The organism is Laceyella putida (genome assembly GCF_042665195.1).
Lineage (GTDB): Bacteria > Bacillota > Bacilli > Thermoactinomycetales > Thermoactinomycetaceae > Laceyella > Laceyella putida.
The window spans coordinates 60066-76104 of record NZ_JBHTBW010000020.1; the positions used below are offsets into that span (position 1 = coordinate 60066).

The following is a 16039-nucleotide window of genomic DNA, read 5'->3' on the forward strand; positions in this document are numbered from 1 at the left end:
TCTTACCATCTTACTATAGAAGGGGAAAACCATCCTTTACACAAATAAATTTCAATTGCTACAATGTTTTGGTATATTGAGAATAAAGAAAAAAACAATAGAGTAGGACTTGAGGTGGCCATGCATATCGGAGAAAAAATACGACAAATTCGTATGATGAAGAATATGAAGCAGAGTGAATTGGTCGAAGGCATCTGTTCCATCGCTTATCTCAGCCGGGTTGAAAATGGCAAATCCAAGCCATCCGCCCAATTTATCCGCGCTGTATGCCAGAAGCTCGGTATTGCTCCCGAGGACATAAGCGATGATCAGTCCAACAAAAAGAAACAACGGATCACCAACATCATCAACCAATACAAAAAGACCCGCATCCTTAATGAAACAGATGAATATCTACTGAAGCTTGCCCTGTTTGAATCTCATCTTTTGGACACTTTGATCAACATATACACGATTTTGATCCGGCATTATCTGGCCGACAACAAAATCAAAGAGGCGCAGCACATTTTCCAGTTATCGCAGCAATCGATTCCCGATGAAGCTCCACCCGATCTGGCCGTCGAATTTTTTTACTACTATCTCAACTGCGGCAATATTTTTTTCGCCACACAAGATTACATCAAAGCAACGGATTACTACGAACGGGCCGAACGCCTATCCCGTTGGGTGGGTGACAAGGACTTGGCCATTCTCAATTACAATCTGAGCCTCGTCAAACAACATTTATCCCAAGACAAGACGATTTGCCTGCACTATTCGCAAAAATGCTATGAATTACATAAAAAGTTGGGCAATGAGGTTGACCTGGCCAAAGTGCTCATCACCCAAGCGACGCAATACAATTTAAACCACAAATACAATCAGGCGATCAAGTGTTTGGATCAGGCGTTGGAGATCGTATTGAGGACCGAAAACGTCAATTTTCTTGGCATGATCGAATACAATTACGGCCGCGCTTATCAATTGAAGGGAGAAATAGAAACGGCCATACAGCATTATGAGACATGCCTTCACCTGCGGAACAAGATCGGGGCCGATCAACCCAAGGTGCACACGTACCGCGAATTGGTGCTGATCTATATGGAGCGAAAAGACTTGGCCAAAGTGGACCAATACCTAAAGGAAGGCTTGCGCATCGCGGAAACCCATCAACAATGGTACCACTATATTGAGTTTTGCATGTTTAAAGCGATGTTATATAAATCTCATTTCAAGGACCAATTATACGAAAAAGAAACGCAGAAACTGATTGAATTGGCCGTTGAACGGAACCAACTGAACCTGGCAAAAAAAATGGCCCATGATTTGGGCCGACATTATTACGAGAAAAATGCCTATAAAAAAGCTGCGGATTATTATGACATGGCTCTCAAATTTGAAGGAAATTTGCATGCCCCAACTACGTTAGCAGACAGAGAAAGCTGATCCTGCCCACGGGTCAGCTTCCATCCTGTCCATTTGCCGCTATCCCGGATCAATCTTCAACTGGCATGCCGCCGGGAGGTGGCTGATCCCCTTCGGTCACCACATCGGGGGGGTCTTGTGGTTTCTTGGCATCTTCTGTGCCGGTCTTCTCTTTCCAACGAACCGCTAACCACTGCCACTGTTTCATTGAAATCCCTCCTTGTCAACTACTTTATCGGTTGTGTGAGACCCCATGACCACACTGTGGCATGTCGAAAGGGCACGCACATCGTGAAACATTTCATTTCATATAAAAATTAAAACAGTTTCACCACAGAAAATCCAGTTAACCAAAATAGTTAAATGACTGAAGTTCATCCTCTGTTTTTCTCGATTTTTAACTACTCCATTTAACCTTCCGGGCCTTTGATCCCTCACTTGAACCGCTTTTGGATCCTTTTCTCCTGATTTTGCGTCAAATCACCTGCGTTAAATTCGATAAAATATCTGAAGAATAACGCGTTATTTAACTCATTGCAGTAAACTTTGACCCCTTTTTATAATAAAAATGCAATCTCCTCTCAGCTTTTTATTTTGCGGAGGCATAGGCGTGGAGAAAACCGTACTACATTACATGAGTCAATGCCCCCAGCACGAGTTGTAGAATCAGCCCATCTATGTGGAATCTGACAAGGTATACCTGATCCAAAGAGGGCACGGCACCTTGTGGGAAATCAGAGAGGATGGCAATCATGTCTTGTTGGACATCTTGCAGAAAGGAGAGATCGTGGAGCTGCCCAATATCCCAGATCGGATCTGTGAGTTTCGCCCCCACAACCCCGTCCAGGTCGCGATCTGCGATTGTCAAGAAATTCTCCACTCTCCGATCGCTGTTCCTGTCATGGTGAAGTTGCGGAAGGATTGGACCCGCGTTCAGGCGTTGCAAATGATCAAGCACTATAAATATGTGGAAGATCGGCTCGTCCACTTTCTCGTCTATCTGTCAAGGAATTTCCAGTCCAAGGCATCCAAGCATCAGCTTGCCCTTCCCTTTCCCATCACACATGAAGAGCTAGCTGCCGCCATCCGATCCACTCGCGCCACAATACCCGCTTAAGCCAATTGAGGCGCGAGCGCAAGATTGATTATGTTGAAAAGCAAGGAAAACGCCACATTTTGTTGACAGATGATTTCGCCAATTCACTCATGTTGTCCCAACCGGAAGTCAGTGAAGTGAAACTACCCCCATCTCTAACATAAATAAGACAAAGCGCCCATCTTGACGCTTTGTCTATTTTTTTTACTCCGCTAGCGAAATTTCCGCTTCCTCCATGCGACTCAACCGGTAACGGATATGGAGAAACTTCCATTTCCATATCCACATGTCATGTACCGCATGCAACCTCCCGGCTTCATCAGCCCAAACGTGAAAGCGCTCATGAAGGGGCAAGGAGAAGAGGCCGAGTCGAGAATAATAGTAGATCCCCTGATCGCCGGATTCCTTTCCCTGGAGACTCGTCAAGACCAACCCATCTCCTTTTCCCGCTGGACTGTCGCCATGTTCCATCCTGAGCACGCCAGTCAAATTGCCCCAAGGACAAGGCAGCCCGATATTCATATACGTTTCTCCCGCGAAGGTATGGGTGGCATAAGCCGCTACGAACACGGCTTGGCCTGTGTCGGCATGGGTACGCACCCAGGCACGGCCCCCCCTTCTCCCATCACATGACTCTTTGACGGCAACCAGTTGGCTTTTCATTTCGGTAACCGCCTCACCGTGCCTGGGAAGATTGCATTGTTCAATCCGCTTCGTCAACCGGGCATACCAAAAGGAAAAACGCCGAAATCCCTTTTGCCACTCCACCTCCGCCTCCAACCGGTAAGCGAGAGTATCTTCATAAAAAGACCGAATCGCCGGATGGACCGCTTCAGGCCGGAAATCAGGCCGCGCAAAAGCGGAAAAATCATCAACGAGCCCGGTTACCCGACGAGTCTCATCGCTCCAACCCGATCGCGTCAACATGTCGGCTCCAATCCGCCATCTCCCTGTCAGTCGGCTATGCGGAATGCCATAGGGGGACACACGAGCCGGAGGAAGGATGTTCAACCATGCCCATGCGCCTGCCGTCACAAATCCAAACGCATTTCCGACCCCATGGAAGAGAACCATTTCGTCAATCGTAAGGAAGGAAACATGAATCATCCGGCCCAAGCTATAGAGAACAGATAACGCCATCGTGCCCCAAATCGTCAGGGAGGAAAGCAGGAACAAGGTGCGAATTTCCCACCGCGCCTCCTGTTTCCAAGCCACAGGAAGGACGAGTACCGTATATATCAGCAAAGCCAAGACAAACCAGACAACCGCCACAAACTCCAACACGGTTGAAAAAGTGATGCCCATCGCCACGATCATGGGGCCTGTGATCACTCCCACCGCCATCAACCGGTATCCACGGGGAAAACGGGAACGCCAATCCACCCATCTGCCCAACAGGCCGACAAAGATCGGCACCACAAAAGCGGAATAATGAAAATGAATCCCCGTCAGCGCGATAATTTCTTCACTAAAATGAAGGACGGGCACGCCAAATCGGCTCGCCGTCAACCATCCCCCACCCAAGGCCAAGTACAATAAGCCACTGTCGATCGCAATCTCTTCCAAGGCCCATCTGTTTCGCCCGGTTAACCGCGCAAATCCGTACAAGGCGACAAGCATCGTGAAGCAAAGCCATGGCAAGGAGAGGAAGCCTGCGACACTTCCCTTGGGAAAGAGAAACGAAACCGCTCCCATCAGCATGCACCAGGGATACCAACGCCAAGCCCACCGATATGCACGAAAAACCTCCCCTGTCCGCCGACGCGTCTCAGTCAGACGCAACGTCAATGGAACGGTCACACCGATCGCCCAGAGCAATAATTGCTCTACCAGATCTTTTGTGAAACATATCACAAATAGTGCCGCAAAAAAAGGTAACGCCATTTGTCTCAGCCATTTTGTGTTCACGATTTCACTCATTCCCTTATCAGAGTAATGGAAACATCTCACATATTATTATACTATGCATAAATAAGAAAAAGCAGAAAAGAAATAAAAACGCACGCCATATCAGCCGAGACATATCGTTTAATAGTTAAATAATTTAAATTTACAAATAGATTAAATATTTCTTATATTTTAACGTATAATGAAGATGAACCCTAATTCTCCTGTTCAGAGGTGAACATCCATGAAAAAAGCAACCTGGTTAAGCGCCCTCTGTCTCTTTGGTGTCCTGTTCTGCGCCGCTCCTGTCGGACACGCCGCTTCCCCCCCGATTTCCTACACCCCGCTCCAACAGCAAGACATTCAACAAGCCAAAGAAAAAACAAAACAAGCGATTGCCAACTGGGACAACGGAGCTGGAACCCGTAGCGACGCTTCCGTTACTGGCGCAATTGGGGCGCCGGGGGAAATCTTGGTCACGCTGGATGGAACCAGCTCCGGTTCCTCCGCATGGGCGGGTGGACACGCCGCGGTAGTGTCGGATGTGGCCGGTTACACTGTGGAATCTTTCGGCAACAAGGGCGATCTAAACGGGGTGCGCCATTGGGTCAACGATTGGTCGACACGCTACACCAAAGTCAAAGGCTTGCGCGTTCAAGGGGCGACCGGCGCCGATTACAGCTATGCGGCTTCATACAACCGCCAACAAATCGGCAAACCCTACAATTACAACTTCTTCAATGTCACAACCACAAGCAGTTTCTATTGTTCCCAACTCGTTTGGCGCGCTTATTACAACCGCGGCTACGATCTGAATGATGGATTGGCCGTCTGGCCCGTCGACCTGATCGAGAGCCCGCTCACATATGAGTTTTACTCCCAAGGTTAAACCGTTGTTTTTGCAGAGTTTGTTTCACTCATTTAGGAAAAGGAGAACACCATGCGTTGGTTCATATCCCTCTTTCTAGTTCTCTGTCTCATGGGGTTATGCTCATGTGCTTCCGCTCCCCCAACAAACACAACGGAACCGAGCAAACTCGCGGTCATCTATACAAGCGCCGCGCAATCAGCCAGCCGTCTTGTTTTCCTCAATCGTCTTGGTGAGGTCAACCGCTCGGTGCCGCTGCAAGAAGGGGGCATCTTCCATCTTGAACAGAATCCCCGAGGAGAGTTGATTCTCCCTGTCCAATACGGCAATCACTTGATTTACCTCGACCGAAAAGGGCAATCGCGCAAACAGGCAAGTTTGCTCTATCCGTTATTTGTCAAAGAGGCCCAAGGCATTCGAATCGCCACCTACAACACCGAACTCAACGCAGGTACGTTGGAAATGAAACAGGCCAACCAGACTCATCGGGTGAAACTCCCCGGTTTTCTGCGTGTGGCCACCTTTGATGAACATCATGTTTACGTGTTTGCCACGATCATCCATCAAAAGAAGCCCGTGTTGTACGTATTGGACAGAAACCGAGCTTCCCTCATCCAAACGCTTCCCCTGCAAATCGACTTGGCCAATGATATGGAGATCATCCATGGCCATTGCGTCTTGACTTCGGTGGACGCACACCGACAGATCGCCGTGGTGTCCCTTAAGGATTGGAGCATCCGCTACATTGACGTCCCCTATGGGCGGCCGGAGTTTATTCTTCCGCAAGGCGACTCCTTTTATCTCACCTACCAGAACCAAACCAAGCTCAGCGTCATCGACGCCGACACTTGGCAACCCCGCTCCACGGCGACATTGAAGCATCCCGTTTTCCGTGCGGATGCGGACAGCGAACACCTCTATGTGTTAACACCCCTGGACCAAAGCGATCACGCTGGCGGAATCATCTCTGTCTATGATAAAAAAACGTTCCGATTCAAAGGGACTTGGACGCTGCCCAAAGAACGGGAATTGCTTGTGCAGGACTTGGCCGTTTTGCAGAGCGAAACCGGCGAACAAAAGACACCATGATCCAAGCATGGTGTCTTTTGAGTTTTCTAAAACGTGGTCCCGGAGTCGATTTTCGAGTGCTCCTGTGCCCTTCTGGTACAGGTTGCTGGTTTAACTAAAACTTCTGGACCAAAAACACACCTATGATAATAAGCAATGCGCCGAGTAACCGTTCTACACCTATCGTATGAACGGGAACATGAAGCAATCCAAAGTGATCAATGATCAAGGAAGCGATCACTTGTCCTGTCAACACCAAAGCGACTGTGGTACCTGCTCCGAGGTGTGGGATAAGAATGATAGTGGCAAACACATAGAAAGCCCCGAGCAGGCCACCGATCCATATCCATGCCGGACCGGCCAACGCGTTTTTCAAGAGAATCGGTTGGTTCGAAAAAACTGTTAGAAACGACAAAGCAATCGTTCCTACCAAAAAAGAAATGGCCGAAGCGGCCAGCGGGGAACCGATTGTATACCTCAATTGGGCGTTAATTGAAAATTGGACAGGCAAAGCAATGCCTGCGATGAGTGCGATGAGGATCAGAAGCCAAGATGTTTGAGACATGGAAAGTCCTCCTTGCTTGAAATGTCGATGTTTGAATTACACCAATTAAATTTATTTTTTCATGTATGTTGGAGCCTGCAAGAGAGATGGGGCAAACATGCTGAAAAATGAAAAAAGACCACGCAGACCTGTCTTCTTCAAGCCAATACGATTGAACAATAAACTTACCACGCGTTCCATCTGGACACCGTATCCCCCTCTAAACACATCGAACGGATGATAGTATGTCGAGTACCTACATAATAACACCCACATGAATCATCTCATCTGATCCAATTCTGTCACTTACATTTAGTTTGTTTGTCACGTATTTTTAGTTTTCCATTAAAAATTATAAGATATCATTTAAATCGCATAGAAAAAGGGCGGCTAACTCGACATTCTTTATTTGATCAGAGGGGAGATCACAATGAAAATCAGTGTTTATGTATTAGCAGCTGTTAGCTTTGTAGTAGGAACAGTAGAATTGATTATTGGTGGAATCCTCGATTTAGTCGCGAAAGACTTACAGGTTTCGATCAGTACAGCCGGCCAACTTATCTCCATTTATTCGGCCATTTTAGCATTCGCAAGTCCTATACTATTAAACCTTACTGCGAAGTTTGAACGAAAACGGCTTTACCTCTACTCATTGTCTGTATTTTTAATTGGAAATTTGATGGCCGCATTTAGTCCCGATTACTCTATTTTGCTTTTCTCTAGAGTTTTATTAGCATTGAGTAATTCACTTCTATTGGTATTGCCTATTACCATAGCAACTAAACTGGTTGCTCCTTCGTTTCGTGGCAGGGCGATCGGATTAATCTACATAGGAATCAGCGGTTCACTTGTTTTAGGGGTACCACTTGGAATGGTCGTTGGTCGAGCCTTCGGCTGGAGGTATATCTTTCTTATCCTTTCCATATTCATTGTCATTTCTATCATTGTTGTTTTCTTTTTATTGCCGAAGGTGACACCAGAACCAGCGCTACCTTTACGCCAGCAACTTGCTACGCTAAAAAACAAGAAATTACTCAGCACCCATTTGGTGACCATTTTGTTTTTGGCTGGTCACTTCACCCTTTATGCTTATCTGACTCATTATTCGCAAGAAGTTATGAATCTTAGTAATAGCTTACTCAGTTTTCTTTTCTTCGTATTCGGCATTGCCGCTGTATTGGGAGGAGGAATGGGTGGCTGGGCCACTGATAAGTGGGGAACATCAAACACGATCTTGACGGTCATCAGTTACTTTATCCCTGCTCTCATTCTTTTGCCAGTCACGACTCACTTCCTCCCAGTCTTTATCATTAATCTAACCGTTTGGAGTCTATTGAGTTGGGCGCTCAATCCCGCTCAGCAGAACTATCTAATCAAGGCCGCACCGGAAACTTCGGATATTCAGATCGGGTTGAATTTGTCTGCATCTCACATTGGAATCGCAACCGGCTCCGCTATAGGGGGAGTGGTAATCGAACAATCTTCAGTCTTTTTCAATCCCTGGGTAGGCGCATTTATCACCTTTGTTTCTTTAGGCTTCGCTATCTATTCCACTAGGCCGGTGTCCGCCAGAAAATATTTAGCTTACCAACACCTTCAAAAATAAATTCGCAAATGCTTCCAGCCACTCCGCTCTCGAAAATCGGCCTCCACCAGGATTGGGCATTATCCTGAAAAGACACCATGATCCTAGCATGGTGTCTTTGCTTCTCCTTATTTCTTCGGCTCAAAAAATTCAATCCATTCCCCATCCGGACCATACACAAAAAAATAGCGGCCGATGGACAACGTCGTAATCTCCTCATCATTGAAGGCCACATTTAACTGCTTGAGGCGATCCCATTCCTTTTCAATATCGTCCACGGTAAACGCGATGTGATGCACTTTGCCTTCCGCCGGCAATTGGTCATTGTAACCTTGAATAAGTTCCAATTGGGTCTCGCCTGCCCCGGGGAACCCGAGAAAGGCCAATTCCAAGGCCTCATCGTTATGCTTCACACGGCCCAACAGTTTCATGCCCACTACTTCTTGATAAAAAGCCAGAGATGCGTCCATGTCCTTCACCATGACACCGACATGCTCGATTTTGCGAATCGCCACAACCCCGCCTCCATTCATTTTGATTCCATGTACTATTCAATCTATTTTAATTGATTTTAGCAATAAAAACACCCCCGGATCGAAAAATCCGGCGGTGTTCTCATCCCTTATCGTCTTAACTCCAACTCCGCTTCGGCTGAATGGTGAGTGCCGATTCCAATGCCGAAGTATTCCCCTTTGAACTTGTATCTCCCTGGTTGCGGCAGGGGTTTGCTCACCAGCCGCAGCTCAAAGGTTCATAGCGCGCCAAAGGTTGGACAACCCTTTTGAGTTGGCAACTGCTGCCGGCGATTTATGCTTCCCCCCATTCACTTAACAGCTCTTGCGCTTTCTCGTGTCCCGCACGGGCCGCTTTGTCGAGCCATTCCACCGCTTCTCCCTCATGCGCGGACAAATCGGGATAATCAAGCAGATAACATGCGAGTAAAAACATGGCCTCCGGCAGTTCGGCCGTGGCGGCTTTCCGTAACCAGTCAAATCCTTCGCCCCATCTGAGCGCGACACCGTCCCCGTTCAACAAACGCCCGGCCAACTCCAACATGGCGCTTTCTTCTCCCACCATGGCCGCCCGGCGCAACAACACTTCTCCCTCCAGACTGTTCTTGTCCAGTCCATCCCCTTCAAGCAACCGAAAGCCCAGCTCATGCAAGGCGGGCCCAAACTCCGCTTCCGTTGCTCGCTTCAACCACCACTGCCCTTCTTGCGGCTGCGCGTTGATCCCGTCGCCTGTGATCAATCGGCTGCCCAGCTGGTGCATGGCAGGCGGGTACCCTTCCTCCGCCGCACGCCGCAACCAATGTTCCCCTTCTTCCGACCGCCGCGGAAAGAGTCCCCCCTCCAATAAGTGGGTGCCCAACACTTGCATCGCGACGGCATGGCCCGCTTCGGCGGCACGGCGAAGCCAGGATTCACTCTGTTCCGGCTCCGGCGGACCACCAAGGCCATCCAACAAACACAGGCCATACTGGAACATGCCGCCCACCGCACCCGCTTCGGCTGACTGCCGCAACCAACTTCTCCCTTCTTCCGGCAGACGGGGAAATCCCAAACCAAACAGCAACCGATACCCCAATTGGCTCATCGCATGGGGATGCCCCGCCTGCGCGGCTTGTCTCAATAACGCCGCCCCTTCATCAACCGCTTGCCGTTCAAGCAATTGCTCCGCCAATACGAAGAGCGCGTCCATCTGTCCGGCCGCAGCCGCCCGGCGCAACCAGTTGATTCCTTCGCGTTCTTCTTCCTCTTCCCCTTCCAGCAAAGTCAAGGCAAGCTGAAACATTGCTTCCGGATCTTCTGCTTCGACCTCCCGCAACAATTCAGCCCACTCCGCTTGCGCCTCCGCGTCGCTTTCTTCCCGTTTGGCCGCTTGTTCCATCCGCCATGCGCGCACGCGCCCGGTGAGCATCGTCACTTCCCGCATTTCTTCCCTGATGCGATCACGGTAACGGGACGTTCCGTTCCGCTCATCAAATTGCTGCGCCAACGCCTCCAACCGCTCTTTGAGCCAAGCTTCAGTCACATGTTCCGGTATGTGGATCACTTGTTTCTCCTGCTCATCCAAGAATGCAAAAAAAACGGCGGCGGCCAGCAAATATTCAAACTGGGAATGGGGTTCATGGGTCGCCAAGGCTTCCGGCAAAGTCTTCTCCAAACAAGATATCGCCCGCGCTTGGTCCACCACCGTCAGGTATTTGAGATGCTTCGCTTGCGTAGAGAGATACCCCGGCTGGTCATGAATCAGGCGGTAACCGCGCTCATGAAAATGGGCCGCTTCCTCCAATCGCCCTTCATGCAACAACGGAAGCAAAAAGTTCGCATACGTGGTATGGGGAACCGACTGGCAACTGAGTTGTCCATTCAAGATCGGGCGCACCCGTTCATAAGCTTCGGCAAAGTGGTTCCGCGCCAACAAATACTCCAGTTGTAAATCCAATTCACATGCCACACAGTCAGAAATCGAATCACGGGGCACCTTCATCCAGCGCTCATATTCCCGTTCCGCTTCCTCCCAATCTCCCTTTCTGCTGGCCATGACATATTTGGTCTGATGGTAAAACCGCTCGGTGTACCCGAGTTCCGCATACCTTCTCTTCAAGTCTTCCAGCATCGCTTCGATTTGCGCTAGGCTGATCGTCGGAAACTTGTCCAATTTGTCCACTATCCATTTATACTGCCACATGATGGCATGGCTGTTATAAGCCTCAGGTTCTTTATCGTATTGTGCCAAACACCAGCCGAATGTCGTGAATGCCTTATCCACCCTGCCGACATGCACCGTTGCCTCCGTCAGTTCCATGCGCGCGAAAAAGCCCCGCTCCGTATGGTGGTACGTATCCGCCAACCGCACCGCCTCTTCCAACAGAGCAATCTTGGCCTCACCATAAGGCAGGGCTTCGGCCTGTTCCATCAAGGCATCAAACTGTTCCTTCATTGCCTGTTCCCCCTTATGCGTCCAAGCCGCGTTCAATAAAACGGATCAGTCCGCTATTCAATAACATCATCTCTTGCGGCTTCAATGGGTAATGCCCCATCAACAGCGCCTGCACATACAGCGTTTCCACAATCAACCGGCAAAGCTCCGCATCTTCCACCCGGATCACTTTTTGAATGATGGCATTTTCAAAGTTAAAGCATAATTGGGCAGGCTCATGGCTTACCCGATTCGTCGTCACTTGCTCAATGATGGAAGCAAAGAGGGGATTGGCCTCTTCTTTGGTTTGCTCGGCCATGCGCAAAAACAACCCTTCTTCACTCGTCGTATACAGGGCCGGCAAATCATGGGGATGAAACTTTTTGATTTCCGCTGTGCAACCGAACGGTTGCAGGACCGCATTGGCCAAGCGAACAAAGGAATATGCCAACTCACGCTCTTCCAAGGACAAGTCGGCAAACCCTTGAGTGAACGAAGCGGAATCGATCCGTTCAACGAGGGTACCCGGAAATACGCGACCCAATTTCTCAATCAAGTCGAGGTCGTACATATAGCCCCCATTGATCACACAACGCGATTGCGCTTTGGCCACCTTGCTGATCTGCCGGAACTCATCCACACTCGGCGTATAGCTAATCGCGGACGACCGGCGGCGAATCTCTCCCATCGTCAGCGTGCCCAATGAGGTCTCAAAGGGCAGCCAATCGATAAACAACGCATACAATTCATCATCTTCCAGCGCCAGCAGCTTTAAGGAAGAATAGTGCACACGAATGATTTCCCCAAGCAAAGGAGATTTCCGCTTCGCCAATTGCCGGAGATAGCGTTTGATCCCATCGCCAAGTTCTTTTTTCACCAACTCCAACAACGCATCATCATAAAATTCTTCGCGGGAGACTGTTGGCTTTAAATGATTCACATTGAGCACACATGTCACGAAGAAAGACCAGTCCGGCAAAATCTTCTCCACTTTTTCCGACAACAACATCTGCTTGACGTAAACGCGATGTTTCCGCTTGGCATTGATATTGACCGAATGCGGCAAGATATAGGCGATTCCCTTCGCATCTCCCAATGGCGAGTGAAGGGGAATCGCATCAATAAAGTCCACATTCCACTTCTCTTTCCCATAGACCAACGCATCAATCGGATTCATGTCCCAAGGAGCTTGGTCGGCATTGAGCCGAATCGCCTTCTCGCCGTAAAAGAAAATCGGATAGGGAAGAAATTCCCCGTAATACCGCGCAAATTCTTTCACCTGTTCCGGTTCGAAATACCGCTCAAACCCCTCTTTGCTTTGGATGTAAATGCGGGTTCCCGGTGACATCGGTTGCGCCAACTTGCGAATCCGGTAACTGCCGTCCGGCCGCCCCCGCCACTCAATCGTTTCTTCACTCTTGATGGAACGAGTGATCACCACGATTTCTTCACTCACGATAAAACAGGACAGGAGCCCCACCCCAAACCGCCCGATAAAATCCGCCTCTTGTTCTGACCGTTTTGAAGTTTGCCCGATTTGCGCCAAAAACTGATGGACCTCTTCCTCCGTCAAACCGATACCATTGTCCTCCAAATACAAGGTGGGCGACGACCCTTCCGCCGCAAAGACTTCCAAGCCCACTTTTCCATCATGGGTTGGCTCACACTGTTTGCGTGCCGTGATCGCATCCACCGCATTTTGCAACAATTCACGGATAAACACATGCGGTGTGCTGTACAAATGATTGGACAGGAGATCAATCATGCCTTTTAAATTGACTTTAAAGTGATAATCGCTCATGTTTTCTCACCCGACTAAATTGATAGATCATTGCTCTTCTACATTTTATATAGAAAAAAAACTGGTGAGTAGGAGGAAAACTGACCAGTCAAGAAAAAAGCGAACTCATGCCACGATGAGTTCGCTTTTCCTCAATAATTGGACACTTTGGTGTATGGATTCGCCAACAAGCTGTCAAATTGAGCGGGTACACTATGTTGACCCAGTCCATACGCGCCGGCTTTGGGGTTCCATGCTTTATACACACGGTTGACGGCGTTGGTCAGCTTCGTTTTGTTGGTGCTGTCCGTTAAGTACAGCTTGTATCCCGGCACTTCTTTATCCGTCGCCGTTCCCGTTCCAAAGCGGTCGGTTTGAATGGAAACATAGTGCATGGGCTTGCGGCTCAGTCTCCCTTGCTTGTAAAAATCATTCAAAATCTTTCCAAGCAAGGCATGTTCAATATGCTCATCCGTCGAAGAGAACGATTTGAACTGAGCGTTAGGGAAGAGACGGTCATACATCGCCACAACCGATTTCACTGAATCATATGTAAATGATCCGTTAGGGACAATGCTGGTTTTCAGTTGGGTACGCGGAATGCCCAATTCCGCTCCGGCCTTAAAGAATTCTTGTATGCGCGCTTGACCGAATTCGGCTTTAGTCAGATGTCCATGCAGATATCCTTCCGCCTCCGGCTTATGGTAGACCTTATGCCATTTGCAGTAGACAGCCTTCCCTGGCGGATAGTTTGGACTGATCGTCTCATTGTCGGCCACTCCATTCACCACTTCGCGCGCAATGGAGTCTTCACCGGGAGAGATTAAAACGAGATAGACCTTTTTGCCCGCGCGGATATCATTGAGGATCGGCACCCCGAAGCTCAACACCTCATCATCGGCATGGGGCACGATGTATACGGCCACATTGCTCGATGGATCCACTACCGTGGTCGCGGCGGACAACTGGGTGTGTGAGGGGACAAGCAATAACACCGCCATAATCAGCGCAATCGAAAACAAACGCTTCATTTCAACACCTCTTTGCCTTTTCTTCACAAAACCATCAAATAACCGACCTTTTCATACTAATCTATTAATTAACTTTTATAGTAAAATAATATCACTTAATTGAGATTCTTATAAGTGGAGGTGTTCTATTTGCACAAACTGTTCACGATTTCGCTCTCCGTGGTGGCGGCATTGCAGTTGTCCGTCCTGCCCGCCACAGCCCATGCGACAGCAACAGTGGGCACGACCCAAACGCAACTGTCTGAAGCGGACAAATTGAAAACCCTGCATCGCATCATGGGGGTGAAAGAGCACTCCAAATGGCAATCCGAACCCAAGTTAAGCACGCGCGGCATCACCGCCCAAACCGTGACCACCCCTGTGAACTACAAGGGAACAGCCAGCAACACAAAGCAAGACGAGTATGTGTTCCGTGTGTCTAGCCCAGGCACTGTGCGTATCACAGCCAATCACACCCATGCGAAAATTGATTACATGTTGGCTGGCGTCGATTCATCCGGTTCCATCCAACTCTATCAAAGCGGGGATACCCTGCCGGCTGGAGAATACTCTTTTGTCGTCATGGCGGACAGCGCTTCCGCCCTCAGTTACGACTATGTGATCAGCGGCGTAACGTTTGCAAGCCAACCCGATACCACCTTGCCAACGATCGCCTTTACCAGCCCGTCCTTCCCTGTCAGCCGCTTGCCACAAAATACAAGCAGCATCATATTTAGCGGGAACACCAACGCGCAAGCGGAAATTTTCAGCAACGACGACTTTTATAAGAGCTTTACCGGGGATTTCAACTTCACCCTGCCACTCCACCCGGGCAACAACTATGTGGATCTGTCCGCGGTTGCGGCTTCCGGCAACGCCACATACTACACCTTGGACTTGGTTGTGCCAACGATCAAACGCCTTGGCGGCCATGATCGGTTTGACGTTTCCGCCAACGTGGCGAAAGAAATGCCACTATCCGATACGGTGATCATCGCCAGCGGGGGCGCGGGCAAATTTGCCGATGCCTTGTCCGGCGGTTCCCTGGCCGGTTTGTATCAAGGACCGATTCTCTTGTCCTCGCAATCCGCACTGCCAGCGCCGATCGTAGAGGAAATCAAACGGCGCCAACCAACCACCGCCGTGATCATGGGTGGAACGGATACCATCGGTACCAGTGTGGAAACGCAATTAAAAGGGTTGGGTGTCACCAATATCAAACGCATGAGCGGCGCCAACCGCTTTGCTGTCGCGGCCAATGCGGCGAATCACCTGACGGCTGAACTGGGTGCGGCCACGAGTGATACGGCGATCATCGCCAACGGGCTGATCTTCCCGGATGCCTTATCCTCTTCCAGCCTGGCGAGTGACGCATTGGTACCCACTTTGCTTGTGACCGACAGCAAAGTGCCGGTCGAAATCGAAACGTTCATCAAAAACCACACAAAAGTGAGAAACTTCGTGATTGTGGGTGACGAAGGCAGTGTCTCCAAAGCCGTTGCCGATCGCTTAACGGCCCTCGGCGGCACTGTGAAGCGAGTAGTGGGCGCTGACCGTTATCAAGTGAACTTGAACCTGGCCAAATTGTACGGCATGGACTTAGGCCACTTGGTCTTCGCCAAAGGAACCGATTACCCTGACGCCCTGTCCGGCGGCCCGCTCGCCGCTTTCTCGGCACCAGTGTTATCGCCATTGTTCCTCACCCCAACGACCAGCTTGACCACAAGCCTCCAGTCGTATTTGGATGCGAACCGGAGTAAAATCCAAGTCATCTACATACTTGGGGATGAAGGCTCCATCTCGGCGAGTGTGGCCAACCAATTGGAGCAATACGTCCAGTAAACGCAAAAGCTGTTTAGCCCGACAAAGGGG

14 protein-coding genes are annotated in these 16039 nt (G+C 49.5%); 6 read left to right on the plus strand and 8 right to left on the minus strand.

Going from position 1 to position 16039, the window contains the following annotated elements:
* Nucleotides 1–120: 120 nt before the first annotated feature.
* Nucleotides 121–1425 carry a helix-turn-helix domain-containing protein gene (locus ACFQNG_RS08125; protein ID WP_379864412.1) on the plus strand — a complete coding sequence of 435 codons (1305 nt, stop codon included), beginning with the start codon at nt 121–123 and terminating at the stop codon, nt 1423–1425.
* A 49-nt stretch (nt 1426–1474) separates the two neighbouring features.
* On the opposite strand, the gene ACFQNG_RS08130 is transcribed toward ACFQNG_RS08125, so the two are convergent.
* Entirely contained in the window at nt 1475–1612 is a 138-nt protein-coding gene (locus tag ACFQNG_RS08130; RefSeq protein ID WP_379864413.1) for a hypothetical protein, read from the minus strand.
* A gap of 516 nt (nt 1613–2128) precedes the next feature.
* On the opposite strand from ACFQNG_RS08130, the gene ACFQNG_RS08135 reads away from it, so the two are divergent.
* Nucleotides 2129–2521, plus strand: coding sequence for a cyclic nucleotide-binding domain-containing protein (locus ACFQNG_RS08135; RefSeq protein WP_379864414.1), 393 nt, complete (start codon nt 2129–2131; stop codon nt 2519–2521).
* 183 nt (nt 2522–2704) lie between these two features.
* Here the strand turns inward: ACFQNG_RS08135 and ACFQNG_RS08140 are convergent, their stop codons facing one another.
* Nucleotides 2705–4408 carry a YndJ family protein gene (locus tag ACFQNG_RS08140; RefSeq protein WP_379864415.1) on the minus strand — a complete coding sequence of 568 codons (1704 nt, stop codon included), beginning with the start codon at nt 4406–4408 and terminating at the stop codon, nt 2705–2707.
* Nucleotides 4409–4631: 223 nt separating this feature from the next.
* Between ACFQNG_RS08140 and ACFQNG_RS08145 the strand changes: the two genes are divergently transcribed.
* Both ACFQNG_RS08145 and ACFQNG_RS08150 read left to right on the plus strand, forming a co-directional pair.
* Nucleotides 4632–5276 (plus strand): YiiX/YebB-like N1pC/P60 family cysteine hydrolase, encoded by a 645-nt coding sequence (locus ACFQNG_RS08145; RefSeq protein WP_379864416.1) that lies wholly within the window; start codon nt 4632–4634, stop codon nt 5274–5276.
* 51 nt (nt 5277–5327) lie between these two features.
* Complete coding sequence (locus ACFQNG_RS08150) at nt 5328–6344, plus strand: YncE family protein (RefSeq protein WP_379864417.1); 1017 nt, start codon at nt 5328–5330, stop codon at nt 6342–6344.
* 94 nt (nt 6345–6438) lie between these two features.
* Here ACFQNG_RS08150 and ACFQNG_RS08155 read toward each other — a convergent pair whose 3' ends face one another.
* On the minus strand, nt 6439–6888 hold the full coding sequence (locus ACFQNG_RS08155; protein WP_379864418.1) for a DMT family transporter: 450 nt from the start codon (nt 6886–6888) through the stop codon (nt 6439–6441).
* 51 nt (nt 6889–6939) lie between these two features.
* Entirely contained in the window at nt 6940–7068 is a 129-nt protein-coding gene (locus ACFQNG_RS08160; protein WP_379864419.1) for a hypothetical protein, read from the minus strand.
* 229 nt (nt 7069–7297) lie between these two features.
* Here ACFQNG_RS08160 and ACFQNG_RS08165 point away from each other — a divergent pair, with 229 nt between their 5' ends.
* On the plus strand, nt 7298–8473 hold the full coding sequence (locus ACFQNG_RS08165) for an MFS transporter (protein WP_379864420.1): 1176 nt from the start codon (nt 7298–7300) through the stop codon (nt 8471–8473).
* 107 nt (nt 8474–8580) lie between these two features.
* On the opposite strand, the gene ACFQNG_RS08170 is transcribed toward ACFQNG_RS08165, so the two are convergent.
* From ACFQNG_RS08170 to ACFQNG_RS08185, 4 genes are all read right to left on the minus strand, one after another.
* Nucleotides 8581–8967: a VOC family protein gene (locus ACFQNG_RS08170; RefSeq protein ID WP_379864421.1), complete on the minus strand. Its 387-nt coding sequence runs from the start codon at nt 8965–8967 to the stop codon at nt 8581–8583.
* A 292-nt stretch (nt 8968–9259) separates the two neighbouring features.
* Complete coding sequence (locus ACFQNG_RS08175; protein WP_379864422.1) at nt 9260–11398, minus strand: tetratricopeptide repeat protein; 2139 nt, start codon at nt 11396–11398, stop codon at nt 9260–9262.
* A gap of 13 nt (nt 11399–11411) precedes the next feature.
* Nucleotides 11412–13178 (minus strand): HSP90 family protein, encoded by a 1767-nt coding sequence (locus ACFQNG_RS08180; RefSeq protein ID WP_379864423.1) that lies wholly within the window; start codon nt 13176–13178, stop codon nt 11412–11414.
* 131 nt (nt 13179–13309) lie between these two features.
* Nucleotides 13310–14188 (minus strand): PIG-L family deacetylase, encoded by an 879-nt coding sequence (locus ACFQNG_RS08185; protein ID WP_379864424.1) that lies wholly within the window; start codon nt 14186–14188, stop codon nt 13310–13312.
* 129 nt (nt 14189–14317) lie between these two features.
* Here ACFQNG_RS08185 and ACFQNG_RS08190 point away from each other — a divergent pair, with 129 nt between their 5' ends.
* Nucleotides 14318–16009 carry a cell wall-binding repeat-containing protein gene (locus ACFQNG_RS08190; RefSeq protein ID WP_379864425.1) on the plus strand — a complete coding sequence of 564 codons (1692 nt, stop codon included), beginning with the start codon at nt 14318–14320 and terminating at the stop codon, nt 16007–16009.
* Nucleotides 16010–16039 lie beyond the last annotated feature (30 nt).